The organism is Bacillus sp. ISL-39 (genome assembly GCF_018613295.1).
GTDB lineage: Bacteria > Bacillota > Bacilli > Bacillales > Cytobacillaceae > Mesobacillus.
In genome coordinates this window covers 1-13,557 of sequence record NZ_JAGGQM010000035.1, presented here as the reverse complement: position 1 = coordinate 13,557, position 13,557 = coordinate 1, and the positions used below count along the sequence as shown (strand labels likewise).

Genomic DNA, 13,557 nt, shown 5'->3' with positions numbered 1-13,557 from the left:
ACAAACTATTAGCTGGTTTAGCTCAATAAGAAACAACTGCCTTAATCCTTCTTGGATTAAAGCACCCTTACCTTAAATTATAATGGTTCACAAACCTTTTAAGTCCTGTTAACTCACAGAATTAATTTATACTCCAAGTAATGCATCGGCAATTATTTAAGCATATAATCAATTCTAAAATGTATCCTTTATCTTTCAACCTCAAAGTTAAACAAGTTGGCAAGTCTGACTAACTCCTCAGAATCACCCTGCTTTTTATTCAACAACCCCTGATTAGTCATATAGTATACATAATTTTTGGTAACGATATATAACGCAGCTGTTCCATATTCTGTTGTAGTAGGTTCATGTAGGAATGCCCGTTGACCTGAAACACTTATTTCCGTGACTTTTGTTCCGTAGAGGGGATGTTCGGGAAAGAAATACCTACTCATTTCTTCAACTGATCCCGTTTCATTCTTTGTATAATGTACTGAAATAAACCTTCCTTCTGAAGTCGGGTAAAAGGCCTGTGTAAATATTTGTTCTTTACTACCTATATTTTCAACAGATACTGCAAGGAGTGGTTCTCCTGAGATTGTATTAATCTCCTTGTAGGCATCCATTGGATAAACGACATATTCCATTCCTTTTTCGGTTAAAACCGGTGTCTCTTTCCCGTTGACCACTTCCATTGTATACAGCTTTTCTTCTTTTGATAGCATTCCTGAAACAAATGAATCTTCATTGCCCAATTGAATAATGAGCAAAAAAAGAAGAGAAAAAGTGATACTTATAGTTGATGCGTAACCGAAAATTTTGAAAACTCGAGATTTAACCTTTTCCTTATAGATTTGCCTTTCCAGTTTTCTCCTGACTAAATCGGCTTGTTTCTGATTCCATTCCAAATCATATTCTACTTTCTGAAGAGCACGATTATAAGTGTTCAATTCACTTTGTATGTTCATTTAACTCCGACTCCTTAATCAATCTTTTTTCCAAAGCTAACATCCCACGATGCAATGTGGACTTTACTTTACTTTCCGAACAATTCAATATTTCCGCTGTTTCGGTAATTGAAAAACCCTTGATCTTTCTAAGGATGATAACTTCCCGGTGCGATTGTTTAAGTGCACTTAATGCTTCGTGAATTTCCTTTGAACTTTCTTTAAGCTGAACAACATTTTCTGGCAATAGTTTAATGTCAATTTGAGGTTGGAATAACTCTTTAAAAAAGCGAATTGGCTTTTGTTTTCTCATGTGGTCAACAGTCACATTATGAGCGATACTGAACAACCATGTTTTTTCGCTAGAATCACCTTTGAAAGTATGATGGTATTTATAGGCCTTAAAAAATATTTCCTGAGTTAAATCCTCAGCTTGCTGATAATCTTTTGTAAGCATAAAAATAAATTTAAAGATTGTTTGATGATACAGATTGTACCACTCATGAATATCCTCTTCCCTGTAGTCAGCCATCTAATTTCTCTCCTTGTTAATTCACTTAATTCTTAGACGTGTGGGTTCGAAAAAGGTTTTGGTTTGTTTTATTATTTTTCATTATATTTTTATCGGCTCCTATAGCAAAAAGAAGGAGCTGGCATAGCAACTCCTTCTTAAATATAACTTTATTGATAGTTTAATTACTTTGAAAATAACGTTCGAGTGACAATGTTAAGTCTTTAAGTTCAGCTATCTCTTCGCTGATCCACTTATTTCTTTCAACAGCTCTTAGAACCTTTTTTGAAGCTGTAAGCAGACTGTTCCCCAGCTCCTCTAATTTGCAAATTGCGGTGAATTCCATTACCCTTTTTTCCTTATCAAATTCGAACGACAATTCAATACGAGATGGACATACTTTTTTCCCAAGAATAACAGGAGTTCCATCCATGAAGTCAAACTTGAATGATTGGCCTACAGAAGAAACTAACAATCCTTTAAATGATTTAATCCACCAAGATAAAATAATTACTACAAAATCAGACCATCCTTCATCGGGAAAATAACGATGGTAATCAACAACAAAAGAAATGTTCCCAATAATATTTTGGTTGAACTCTAGTGAATCTACTTCTACCTCTATAGAAATGGTTTGATCCATTTATATCATTCCCTTATCATAAGGATACCGATAATATTCGACTCCTTACAATGTCAATCCTTCTTCAACATTTCTGCTTCGTTTGATCAATAAGGAATTCAACAAAAAAGGCGTCAATCCTTCCTGGATTAACACTCTTGTTAGTTGAATAGTTCTATTCAATTGCTGCTAATACACCTAAACCGATGACAATTATAGGAACGATTACTAACGTCATTAAAAAGGGGTCTGCCTCTGTTGCTATAAAATTGAAAAATGAAGATATGTATTCCAAAATAAACCTCTCCTGTTTGGTGTAATTTTACACCAAACATAACATTATGTTGTTTTCGGTGCAATACTTATCCAAAATAAAATCTATTTTGGAAAAGAAGTAGTTGCTCAACGCTTAAAAATAAAGGCTCTTTTCTCAAACTTTGTTGCTTTTGACTACAAAATAAAATTAAATGACCCACTTTTCTTCGCAAAATTGACTCCTTTGTAAGAAAAGAGCATGCCAACTTAATACCGACCTGCAAAATGGCCTTATAATACGTTAAAATCGGCTTTAGGATTTTAACAACAATCTTTACGAAAACAGCCAAAATAAAAAATCTCTCCTATTTTAGGAAAGCTTAGTAGAAGTTGACCGATGCCTGTTACATTAGATGGTGACCGTTAGATCTTATATGAAATTGACCTTGATTGTTATACCTGGAATAATAACTGTAATTTAAACCGCCAATTTGATGTTTTGTGAAGGGTTTTTTAAAAAAAGGATATTGACTTCATGGAAAATTCTGAATAAAATACTGATTAATATCTTTTAAAAGCGATGAAGAGAAAAAGTAGAGTGCCCCTGTTTTTTACAGAGAGCTTCGGCAGCTGAAAAGAAGCAAAGACAGACACTTGAAAAATGGTCTCTGAGCTCCGTCCTGAACATGCTTTTTGGCATAAGTAGGATACGGCGAGAATTGGCACTCGTTATCAATGTCACAGTATAAGAGCACGCATTCTCTGCTCCGTACTTGATGAGGCAAATGGTGTGAACCGTTTGCGAAAAAAGGTGGTAACACGTGGGATTCCAAACCTCGTCCTTAACTATTGCAGTTAAGGGCGAGGTTTTTTGTTTTTTTGCTCTTTTTCTAATTTCGTAAGGAGGTCATTCAAATGAGTATTTTTATTGGAGGGGCATGGGCCTATGCAAATGGGTCGCTGCATCTAGGGCATATTTCGAGCCTGCTGCCGGGGGATATTTTAGCGAGATATTATCGCTTAAAAGGAGAACCGGTTTTATATGTTTCAGGGAGTGATTGCAATGGAACTCCCATTGCAATCAGGGCAAAGCAAGAAGGCGTGTCATCAAAAGAAATTGCAGACAAGTACCACCACGAGTTCAAAGAAAGTTTTACGAAACTGGGTTTCTCGTATGATATCTACACAAGAACCGATACAGTGCATCACCATAAGGTCGTTCAGGAAATCTTTCTGAAGCTGCTTGATAAAGGGTTTATTTACAAGAAAGAGATCGAACAGACGTATTGTGAACAGGACGAGCAATTTTTGCCTGATCGGTATGTTGAGGGAATTTGTCCGAAGTGCGGGGCGAACGCTCGAGGAGATCAATGCGATTACTGCTCAAGCGTGCTTGAACCTCTTGATTTGCTGGAGAAAAAGTGTAAATTATGCGGCAATACGCCAACAACGAGAGCAACCGAGCATTTTTACTTTGCATTAAGCTCACTCCAAAATGCATTGGAGAATTATACAAAGAACGCTGAACAAAAACTGCTTTGGAGAGAGAACGCCATATCATTGACCAAGAGGTACTTACATGAAGGGCTGCAGGATCGGGCGGTTTCCAGGGATATGCTTAATGGGGTAAGTGTGCCGGTAAAAGGTTATGAGGATAAAAAAATTTATGTGTGGATCGAGGCAGTTTCAGGCTATTACACAGCAAGCAAGTACTGGGCTGAAGAAACCGGACTGGATGACGCACCTTTTTGGAATTCCGCCGCTAAGTCTTATTATGTTCACGGGAAAGATAATATCCCGTTCCATTCTATCATTTGGCCCGGGATTCTCGAAGGCCTTGGAATCGAAGCACTGCCAACCCATATCATTTCTAATGAATATCTCACATTGGAAAAGAAAAAATTGTCCACAAGCAGAAATTGGGCAGTTTGGGTGCCGGATATCATTGAAAAGTACGACCCTGATTCAATCCGCTACTTTCTGACCATCAATGCACCGGAAAGCAGGGATGCGGATTTTTCATGGAAGGAGTTCATTTACAGTCACAATAGTGAATTGCTGGGGGCTTATGGAAACTTGGTGAATCGGACCTTGAAATTCATACAGAAAACATTTGATGGTATTCTTCCGGAAAAGGTGATTAACAAAGAAATAGCAGACAGGGTTACTCTTCTATACGAAGAAACAGGACAAAATATTGAAAAAGCCAATTTTAAAAAGGCTCTGGAAAAAGTGTTCGAACTAGTGAGATATTCAAACAAGTACTTTGATGAACAACAGCCATGGAAGCAGGTTCATGAAGATACTGAAGCATGTAAACAGACTCTCGCAGACTGTGTATATATCCTCGGAAATCTGGCTAATATCCTGGCGCCGTTCCTTCCTTTTTCAAGTGAAAAGGTTAAGGGTATGCTGCAAATAACGGAACAAAGCTGGGGACCGTTATTGGTGAGTCCTCAGAAATTGACGAAGGTAGAGCCATTATTCGAACGTATTGACCCGGATAGGATCAGCAAAGAGCTGGAAGAGTTGAAGAAGTGTGAAAGAATTTGATATAACCACGTTTTTCATGAAGGCACAAAATTATATAAAATTTTGTACTGTTTTTGCGTATCTAAGATTCGGGTAAATGCAGCATAAAGGGGTGAATCTTTTATGCCGTTTGCCAAAATCGATGACTCTCTATCGCTTTACTATCATATAAAAGGAGACGGGCTGCCTGTTGTTTTTATTCATCCGTTTGTGATGGGGCACAATGTTTTTAAGCATCAGGAAGCACTCGCCGAACGTTACAAGACGATCTTTTTTGACTTGGCGGGGCATGGACGAAGCACGAAGGGAAACAAATCTGTAAGCATTGCGGGACTAGCAGATGATGTGAAGAAGATGCTTGACGAGCTAGGTATCAAGAAAGCGGTGCTCTGCGGCTATTCTCATGGCGGATTGGTTGCCCAGGAATTTGCACTGAAGTATCCTGAACGGTCAGAAGCGTTAATCTTGTCCGGCGGTTTTTCAAAAATTGATACTTTTATCCCGAAGCTTATTATCAAGTTAGTGCAGGTAATGGTTCAATTCGGTCATGTGTCTCTTGCTGCGAAATGGCAGGCAAAGTTTCACCAATGTGATCAGGAGGATGAAAAAGAAATATATGAGTTAGCGCGTCTCTCTGATGCTCATCGTTCGTATGAGTATATTAAATCAGGGCTTCAATATGATTCCAGCAGCCAGCTTCATAAACTGGATATGCCTATCCTTCTGATATACGGTTCATTAGAAAAGCCAATGCATCGTTACCGCATTCCTTTTCTGAAAAAAGCTCCGCAGACACAAGTGGTGTATATAAAGAATGGAACCCATCAGCTGCCGCCCAGGTCTTATCAGGAATTCAATACAATTGTAGACACTTTTTTACGGCCACTCAATGAGTACCAAAAGAAAGAAGCAGGACTGGGTAGGTGGATATGAAGAAAGTTTTACTGTTGGTTGGACCAACGCTTATGATTTTTATTGGACTCCAAGTGCTGGGGAATGTCATAGCTACCTTTATACTCTTTTATAGCTGGCTTCTTGCTGTCCCGTTGCTTGGCCGTGGAATTCAAAGAGAAAGATTCAAAGTGACAGGCAAGGCTGTGATGTTGGGTGTCGGGAGCGGGCTGCTCTTTTTCCTGTTCATTTATGGAGGGTTATACTGGCTGAATATTTATCTTCTGGATATTGATCAGCTGAGGGTGCTGCTTTTGGGGTGGGGTTTTTCCGGACGTGGTGAGATTTGGCTCGTGCTGGTCCTGCTCGTGGCTAATCCAATTCTGGAAGAAGTCTACTGGAGAGGGTATATCTATGAGAAGTTGAGAATGCAAGGGTCATCGAAGTATGCCATTCTGATAACAGCAACTTTTTATACTCTGTACCATTTACTTTCGGTGATTCCAATTTTCGAAGGTTTTTACGGCATTATTGCAGTTGTGCCTGTCTTCATTGCAGGTATATTCTGGGGTTATATCAGAGAGAAAACAGGGATGATAACAGCCGCAATCTTCGGGCATGTACTGAGTGACTTGGGAATCATCTTTGTATATTGGTTTTTGATCAGGTGATTTTAAAAGACCGGGCTATCACCCGGTCTTCTTATTAACTCAACGCTTCAAATGTCTTGCAATCAGTTTCGCGGCTGTTGTCGGCTTGCTCGCCGGAATGGCTGACTACATAGATTTTGTCGGCGCTGCAGAGGTTTCCGTCCTTCCAATAATGACAGTTATTGACTTCACACAATACATCTTTTGCCATCGTTGTACCACTCCTTTTTGGTTGATACAATCTTAGGATGCAGCGAACCAGGAGTCCCTATTCTGGCTAAAATCAGGAAAGCTAAGTTTGTTCTTTTGTTTTTTTCTGGCGTAAATATCGTTTATCCTGCATGAACAGGCTCCAGAAATAGATGAATCCTGGAAACAGAATCAGGAACCCAACAATATAGGTGGTGAATACCGCCCGGAATGAATTTGGGTCTGTAAAAGCGGACTGTATGGTTACTTCTGGATAAACGATGTAAGGTAAATGTGCATTCCCGTAAACATAACTGGCTGCCAGGTATTGCAGCGTAATCATGATAACCGCGAGACGAGGAATCCCTCTGAGCGATTTATTACCAATGGACGGAAGGACGAGAGCAAGGCCGCCAATCAGGAAAAATATAACTGATATTATCAGGATATAGAGATTCTCCATCATGTTATTGTAAATCCAGGCTGCCTCGTTTTTTAAAGTAAGCATGACGGCAAAAGCCATGGCAATTGAAATAGGGCCCATAATTAATGCATCACGTCTATATACATTGTAAGCCTGAATTTCATCTGAAGCTTTTGAGTAATCGGCAAGAAGCAGGGATGAAAGGAAAAGTGTACTGGCTACCGCAAAACCAATAAAAGCGTACACATTCGGGCTTGTAAACAATCGGCCCAGATCCAGGTTTTGAGCTCCATCAGAAATATCGACAAAACCGCCATGTGTGATTGGCAGAACGCTAATAAGTAAGCCAGGAATCAGAATTCCGCTGATGCCCGAAATATAAGTAAGTATCTTCCGATAATCCTCCGCAATATTCGAAAAGACAAGGAAAGCACTTCGCAATGACAATAGCAGCAGAATCATACTGCCAGGGATCAGTAACACAGTTCCCAAAGTATAAGCAGCTCTGGGGAACATGCTGTAAACAGCGACGACCAGCGCAACGATAAATGTATTCGTCACCTCCCATGTCGGTGACAGATAGCGGTTGGCAATATTTGTTGCTTTCGTTTTTGTTTTATTGATATAGACCATTGACCAGAAACCAGCTCCGAAATCCATCGTTGCCATAACAGCATAGATAAAAACGAATCCCCAGAGCACGGTTATGGCAGTTAGCGCGTCAGTCAAAACGGATCATCCTTTCACGTATTGGAACCATACAAAGGGATTTCTTTTTGCTGTGCCCTGTTTAAATCATCCAGGACCGTATTTCTCTTGAAAAAGTAGCGAAGGACGATGATTTCCATAACACCCAGTAAAACGTAAACTCCAGCAAACAGGATGAACAAAATACCCAGGTTAGAGGCGGTTGTCGCTGCATCTTCTGTTGAACATGGTAGATTACCCACGGCTGTCTGCCTGTGCAGGCAAAAATCCAGCCAAATTCTATACCCAGCATGGCAAGCGGGCCAGTAGCTACAAACAGCCACATGAGGAATTTTGGAAACCGGTCCTTCTTTAAAATTTTGTTCCAGACAAAGGCAATCATTGAGAGAGTGATCAACAGCATCCCGACACCGACCATTGCATTAAATAAGGTATGAATAAACAGTGGAGGCCAATGTTCCTCTGGAAAATCATTCAGACCTTTTACTTCAGTGTCAAAAGAATTGCCGGCAAGAAAACTTAAGGCCCATGGAATTTCAATCCCCCATTTAACCGTTTCTGTTTCCCTGTCGGTAAACCCTCCAATTGCCAGAGGTGCATATTTCTGCGTCTCAAAAAGGCCTTCAGCACCTGCCAGTTTCTCTGGCTGGTATTCATGAAGGTATTGTGCCGCTGAATGACCATTGACGGCCGTCAGGATGGAGAATATCCCCCCAATGATCAAACTGGCCATTAAGGCTTTTTGGTGGAACTTATAAATCTTTGAACCAAAGTCACTTCTCAGCATTTTATAGGCAGCAACCGTGGCAATAATAAACGCGCCGGTCATATAGGCTGTGACGACAACATGTCCGGCTGTTACGGCAAAGCTTGGATTAAAAAAGGCAGCCCAGGGGTTGATATCCACCAGTTCACCGTTTTCAACACGGAATCCTCTTGGTGTACCCTGGAAAGCGTGGACGTTCGTGATCAGCACAGCTGAAGCAAGAGCGCCGAGAGCCACAAGTGTAAGGCTGGCGATTCTCATCCATGGTGAGATCCTGTCGGCCGCATAAACATAAATAGACATGAACAAAGCCTCGATAAAAAAAGCATAGATCTCAATTTGGAATGGAAGAGCCATTACTCTGCCGACGACCTCCATAAAGCCTGGCCAGAGGAGAGAGAGCTGGACTCCAGCAATCGTACCGGTTGGGATGCCGACACCAAGTGTCACCGCAAACGCTTTTGTCCATCTTTTAGCCATGACGGCATAATCGATGTCCTGTGTTTTCTGATATAGCAGTTCTGCTGCGAGTATCATCAAAGGCAGGCCAACCCCAATTGTTGCATTGATAATATGGAAACCCATTGTTGTTCCGAAAAGTGAGCGGGCAATTAAGACATCATCCATTATTTTACTTCCCTTCCGTAATATAACTTCCAATATTATTTTCACTTTGATGGAAAATATGTGCTTTTTCTTGGACAAAAAAAAGCCTCCCATCTGAGGGAGGCAAATCCATTATTCATTCAAAGCTTTTCCAAGGGTAGCGATATTTTTTTCCATCACCGTGAAATAGGTTTCATTATTTTCAATATCTTCGTCGGTCAATACGGACAGATTGTGGAGGGTCAGCGATTTTGCGCCTAGCTCATCCTGGACCATTTTTGCCAGCTTGGAATTAAAGTTCTGTTCGTTCAAAACATACTTGATTTTTTCATCTTTTGCATGTGAAATCAACTTTTGAAGCTCTTTTTGAGACGGCTCGTTTGTAGTGGATTGGCCAGAAATACTGATCTGCTGGATCCCGTAACGCTCCTCCCAATAACTGAAGGCAGAGTGTGATACAAGGATTTCATTCCGCTTGGCTGAGCCAATGACCTCTGAAAACTCCTTGTCAAGACCCTTAAGTTGAGCAGATAGCTCGGTATAGTTTTGTTCGAAAGTATCTTTATGCTCAGGCATCTGTTCTGCTAACTGTTCTTTGATTGCAAGAGCCAGCTCGTTTGCGTAAATAGGGTCAAGCCAGACGTGAGGGTCGATATCTCCGTGGTTATGACTATCTTCATCCTCGTGAGCGGCTTCATCATCATGAGCAGCTTCATCCTCGTGGGCAGCTTCATCTTCGTGGGCAGCTTCATCCTCGTGAGCAGCTTCATCCAGGTGAATTGCTTCGCCAACCGGAACCATGTTTACATCTTCGTTTTTAAGTGTTTTGCTGGCTTTATCAACAAATCCCTCAAGGCCCAGGCCGATATAGAAAAATAAGTCTGCGTCTGCCAGTGCCATCATATCTTTCTGGGAAGGCTCGAATGTATGCTCATCCGCTCCCGGTGGGTAGATGGTTTCAACATTGACATAATCACCGCCAATTTGCTGGGCGAAAAACTGGAGTGGATAAACAGTGGTATAGACTTGAAGCAATTCATCGTTTTTCTCTTGATCAGCAGCATCCTGCCCACAGCCGCTTAGAAAAGCAGCGATAACCATAAATAATGATAAAATAAATGCAGTTTTTTTCATATGTGCCTCCTGTTAGTCAAATCGGACTCATTACGATTTAGAAAGTGAAGTTTATTTTGTTAGTTTCTAGTCATAAGGAAAAAATATTAATTCGTAATGGTTACGATTTACCTTAAGTATCATACAAAAGGATGGCGGCAAAATCAAGTAAAACATTTTGGTTAATATTCAATTTACGGTATTCTATTAGAAAGAGAATGTTAAAAAGGAGAATGAAACGATGAGAATGCTTGATGAAATTCTTGATTTCAATGAAAAGTTCGTAGCAGAAAAGAAATATGAAGAATTCACCACGACTAAGTTTCCAAATAAAAAGATGGTCATTTTAACGTGTATGGATACAAGGCTTGTTGAACTGTTGCCGAGGGCTTTGAATATTCGCAATGGTGATGTAAAAATTGTCAAGAATGCCGGTGCCCTGATTATGCACCCGTTTGGAAGTATCATGAGAAGCCTGCTTGTCGCGGTTTACCAGCTGCAGGCAGAGGAAGTGGCGGTCATTGGCCATTATGACTGCGGGATGAGCGGGATGAAGCCAGATGGCATGATTAAGGAAATGAAACGGCGCGGTGTCAGCGATGACATGCTGAATACATTGAATTACTCAGGAATAGACGTGAAGGAATGGCTTCACGGTTTCGAAAATGTCAAGGACAGCGTTGCCCACAGTGTCGAAATCGTAAGAAACCATCCCTTGATGCCTAAGGATGTTCCGGTCCATGGACTTGTGATCGATCCTTCAACGGGTAGGCTTGATCAGGTCATTGATGGATACCAAAAGTGAATTTAATGATTATGAGCTTTAGCGTTTTTCTTTGACGGCCACTCTTCCGGTACCGGGTCCATGCCTCCTGGATGAAATGGCTGGCACTTCAGGATGCGTACAATCGTCAGCCATCCGCCTTTGATGGGACCAAACCTTTTGATCGCTTCAAGCCCGTAATGGGAACATGTCGGGTAAAATCGGCATGTAGGCGGCTTTAATGGCGACATGACAACCTGATAAAAACGTATGATGCCGATGAATGCTTTTTTTAGCAAGGTGGTTCATCCCTTCTATAATCCTAAAAAGGAGCTGACAGCAGCTCCTTTATTTATTTTCCTCAGATGCATCAATAGCATCCTTATGGTTGTTACTGCTATCAATCGGATCGACAGTATGTTTATATTGATAAGCCTTCGAAGTAGTGACTACGCTTAATATTAAAACAATGATAACGATAATAACTGAGATAATCAAAACGGTATACATAAAAAGGCCTCCTTTGCTTCAAAATTATTGTAGCATGTTCTTTTCCATGATAGGTAAAAAGTTGCTGCCAGCATGTTTTTTATAAAGATGGAAGGGGAATATATATTATGACTGAAAGGGAGGATGAAATTAAAATGGCACAAACAGATTTGATCCAAGCAGTGAATAAGCAGGTTGCAAACTGGACGGTACTTTACACAAAGCTTCACAACTATCACTGGTATGTAACAGGACGCCACTTCTTCACGCTTCACACGAAATTTGAAGAGCTTTATAACGAAGCAGCGACAATCATTGATGAATTCGCCGAAAGAATTCTCGCATTAGAAGGAAAGCCCGTTGCAACGCTTAAGGAATACCTTGAACTATCTTCAATTAAAGAAGCAACAGGTTCTGAAACTGAAGAAGAAATGGTCAAACAGTTGCACGATGACTTCGCCACAATCGTGGACGAGCTCCATAGGGCAATTGAACTTGCAGAAAACGCAGAGGACACAGCTACAGCCGATATGCTGACAGAAGTAAAAATGAGCCTTCGCAAGCATATGTGGATGTTCAAAGCTTATCTTGGATAATGAGGAAATGCTGGCCATAGATTTGGCCAGCTTTTTTCATGGTTGAGACAAAAAGAAGAACCGGCCTGTAATTGGCATTATTTATATTGAGCCAAAAGAAAAAAACGATCTGGGCTGTCCATTATTTATGTTGAGACAAAAGAAAAAACCGGCCAAGGCCGGTTTGTATGTATAGTTATTTTTAAGTTTAGTGTACATTTCGAGAAGAATATGAATTAACAGAGCGTGCGCCAAAATCGTCCTGGGCAAACTTTCCTTTAAGGCTCTCAATCAAATAAAGCCCCATTAAATCATAAAGCTCCTGCTTATCTAGGTCCTGGATGATCTTCAATAAGTCTTCATGGCTCATTTCTTCAAGGAAGGCAAAAGCGAGCATATCGATATCTTCTTCATCACCGGTCAATTTATTGCGGTACAATTCGTATAGCTCATCAATCAGTTTCATAAAATTTCACCTCTCCTTCTTGATCGTCCATAATTCCTTATACTTATTAAATACCCTCCATTGGAAAAAATATGCCTTGTAATTGAAGGATTTTCCTGTTGGGTTCGCTGATTTGCTTATCTCTATATTTGGTCTAATTTTAACATACTGGCAACTTTAAGAGTAATTTGGAGGGCAGAAAAAATTATTTATTTTAAAGATATTCAGTATAAACGAATATAGACGCAGGGAACGATATCCATGAGGTGAGGCACATGCCAGAAGGCAAAAAAACATATTATATCAACATCAGTGATGGCGAGATTCAAAGCGTTTCAACTGCATCTCCCTGGAATTTTAAAATTGAGGCAAATGACGAGGAAATCACCGCGTTAAGGGAAATATTCGACCAGAGGCATTCCACAGGCTGGCAGAATTTCATGAGGGCGCACGTTCCGTATGTCCAGTATCATTATGACCGTGAAAATGATGCCCTCGACAGACAGCTGGTCCAGACATATGAAATGATCTATAAACTCGGCGATGAAGAAGCCAGGAACCATATTGAAAGCATGGGAATCCTTCCTGAAAAATAGAGCAGCCGCAGACAAATGTTTGCGGTTTATTCATGGTTAAGGAATTTATAAAAGTTATTGAGTTGTGGGTAACTCTCTGAAGTTTTCTTAATCCAGCTCCAGCGCCTAGCCCCTCGAGTCGCTTGTCTAGCTGCGGCTCCTAACTCCTCGAGACGCTTCGTTCCTGCCAATGAAGTCAAAGAACGACTTCACTGTCAGGCCCTCCAGCGCTTGTCGGAGTTGGGCAGTCGCCTCCTCTTTTCGAATTGTCTAGTGTCGCCTCCTAGAAACTCCGAAACTTCAACTCCGCCGGAAGGGTCGGAGTCTCCAGTTTCTGCGTTTCTGGACAGTCGGCTATACTTTCCGGTTTCAGTCCGCCCAATGAAGTCAAAGAACGACTTCACCGGTCGGCCCTCCGAGGCACACGATGTGCTAGACCCGCCAGCCACAGGATAAGAAATACTTCGAAGCGATGCATCGCACGACCGAAAGCGTTAGCTTTTGGGAGGACGTGGCG

At 40.9% G+C, this 13,557-nt stretch carries 16 protein-coding genes and 1 other annotated feature; of the genes, 6 read left to right on the top strand and 10 right to left on the bottom strand.

Annotation, left to right across the window (positions count from 1 at the left end):
- Nucleotides 1–188 precede the first annotated feature (188 nt).
- The 3 genes from J7E37_RS21730 to J7E37_RS21720 form a co-directional block, all read right to left on the bottom strand.
- Entirely contained in the window at nt 189–947 is a 759-nt protein-coding gene (locus tag J7E37_RS21730; RefSeq protein WP_215027187.1) for a hypothetical protein, read from the bottom strand.
- Entirely contained in the window at nt 931–1,458 is a 528-nt protein-coding gene (locus J7E37_RS21725; RefSeq protein WP_215027184.1) for an RNA polymerase sigma factor, read from the bottom strand. Before J7E37_RS21725 ends, J7E37_RS21730 begins: the two co-directional genes overlap by 17 nt.
- A 160-nt stretch (nt 1,459–1,618) precedes the next feature.
- Nucleotides 1,619–2,080 (bottom strand): hypothetical protein, encoded by a 462-nt coding sequence (locus J7E37_RS21720; RefSeq protein ID WP_214780880.1) that lies wholly within the window; start codon nt 2,078–2,080, stop codon nt 1,619–1,621.
- Between the two features lie 805 nt (nt 2,081–2,885).
- Nucleotides 2,886–3,161, top strand: a binding site (T-box leader).
- A gap of 68 nt (nt 3,162–3,229) precedes the next feature.
- On the opposite strand from J7E37_RS21720, the gene metG reads away from it, so the two are divergent.
- From metG to J7E37_RS21705, 3 genes are all read left to right on the top strand, one after another.
- Nucleotides 3,230–4,867, top strand: a complete 1,638-nt coding sequence (gene metG, locus J7E37_RS21715; protein WP_215027181.1) for a methionine--tRNA ligase — start codon at nt 3,230–3,232, stop codon at nt 4,865–4,867.
- 102 nt (nt 4,868–4,969) lie between these two features.
- Nucleotides 4,970–5,779 (top strand): alpha/beta fold hydrolase, encoded by an 810-nt coding sequence (locus tag J7E37_RS21710; protein WP_215027178.1) that lies wholly within the window; start codon nt 4,970–4,972, stop codon nt 5,777–5,779.
- Nucleotides 5,776–6,408, top strand: coding sequence for a CPBP family intramembrane glutamic endopeptidase (locus tag J7E37_RS21705; protein ID WP_214780876.1), 633 nt, complete (start codon nt 5,776–5,778; stop codon nt 6,406–6,408). The genes J7E37_RS21710 and J7E37_RS21705 overlap by 4 nt, the downstream gene beginning before the upstream one ends.
- 34 nt (nt 6,409–6,442) lie before the next feature.
- Here J7E37_RS21705 and J7E37_RS21700 read toward each other — a convergent pair whose 3' ends face one another.
- From J7E37_RS21700 to J7E37_RS21685, 4 genes are all read right to left on the bottom strand, one after another.
- Nucleotides 6,443–6,598: a DUF1540 domain-containing protein gene (locus tag J7E37_RS21700; protein ID WP_084135575.1), complete on the bottom strand. Its 156-nt coding sequence runs from the start codon at nt 6,596–6,598 to the stop codon at nt 6,443–6,445.
- An 81-nt stretch (nt 6,599–6,679) separates the two neighbouring features.
- On the bottom strand, nt 6,680–7,729 hold the full coding sequence (locus J7E37_RS21695) for a cytochrome d ubiquinol oxidase subunit II (protein ID WP_214780874.1): 1,050 nt from the start codon (nt 7,727–7,729) through the stop codon (nt 6,680–6,682).
- A gap of 61 nt (nt 7,730–7,790) precedes the next feature.
- Nucleotides 7,791–9,101 carry a cytochrome ubiquinol oxidase subunit I gene (locus tag J7E37_RS21690; RefSeq protein ID WP_353050062.1) on the bottom strand — a complete coding sequence of 437 codons (1,311 nt, stop codon included), beginning with the start codon at nt 9,099–9,101 and terminating at the stop codon, nt 7,791–7,793.
- Between the two features lie 111 nt (nt 9,102–9,212).
- A complete protein-coding gene (locus J7E37_RS21685) occupies nt 9,213–10,214 on the bottom strand; it encodes a metal ABC transporter solute-binding protein, Zn/Mn family (protein ID WP_215027175.1) in 1,002 nt (333 codons plus the stop codon).
- A 220-nt stretch (nt 10,215–10,434) separates the two neighbouring features.
- Between J7E37_RS21685 and J7E37_RS21680 the strand changes: the two genes are divergently transcribed.
- The gene (locus tag J7E37_RS21680; protein WP_214780868.1) at nt 10,435–10,998 is read left to right on the top strand and encodes a beta-class carbonic anhydrase; all 564 of its coding nucleotides are present in this window, start codon (nt 10,435–10,437) and stop codon (nt 10,996–10,998) included.
- Between the two features lie 2 nt (nt 10,999–11,000).
- Here J7E37_RS21680 and yidD read toward each other — a convergent pair whose 3' ends face one another.
- Nucleotides 11,001–11,255, bottom strand: a complete 255-nt coding sequence (yidD, locus tag J7E37_RS21675; RefSeq protein WP_214780866.1) for a membrane protein insertion efficiency factor YidD — start codon at nt 11,253–11,255, stop codon at nt 11,001–11,003.
- Between the two features lie 49 nt (nt 11,256–11,304).
- Nucleotides 11,305–11,466: a YtzI protein gene (gene ytzI, locus J7E37_RS21670; RefSeq protein ID WP_214780864.1), complete on the bottom strand. Its 162-nt coding sequence runs from the start codon at nt 11,464–11,466 to the stop codon at nt 11,305–11,307.
- Nucleotides 11,467–11,600: 134 nt separating this feature from the next.
- Here ytzI and J7E37_RS21665 point away from each other — a divergent pair, with 134 nt between their 5' ends.
- Complete coding sequence (locus tag J7E37_RS21665) at nt 11,601–12,041, top strand: Dps family protein (protein WP_214780928.1); 441 nt, start codon at nt 11,601–11,603, stop codon at nt 12,039–12,041.
- A gap of 187 nt (nt 12,042–12,228) precedes the next feature.
- Here J7E37_RS21665 and J7E37_RS21660 read toward each other — a convergent pair whose 3' ends face one another.
- Nucleotides 12,229–12,486: a DUF6154 family protein gene (locus J7E37_RS21660; protein ID WP_214780863.1), complete on the bottom strand. Its 258-nt coding sequence runs from the start codon at nt 12,484–12,486 to the stop codon at nt 12,229–12,231.
- A gap of 254 nt (nt 12,487–12,740) precedes the next feature.
- On the opposite strand from J7E37_RS21660, the gene J7E37_RS21655 reads away from it, so the two are divergent.
- Nucleotides 12,741–13,061, top strand: a complete 321-nt coding sequence (locus tag J7E37_RS21655; RefSeq protein ID WP_214780862.1) for a hydrolase — start codon at nt 12,741–12,743, stop codon at nt 13,059–13,061.
- Nucleotides 13,062–13,557: the final 496 nt, after the last annotated feature.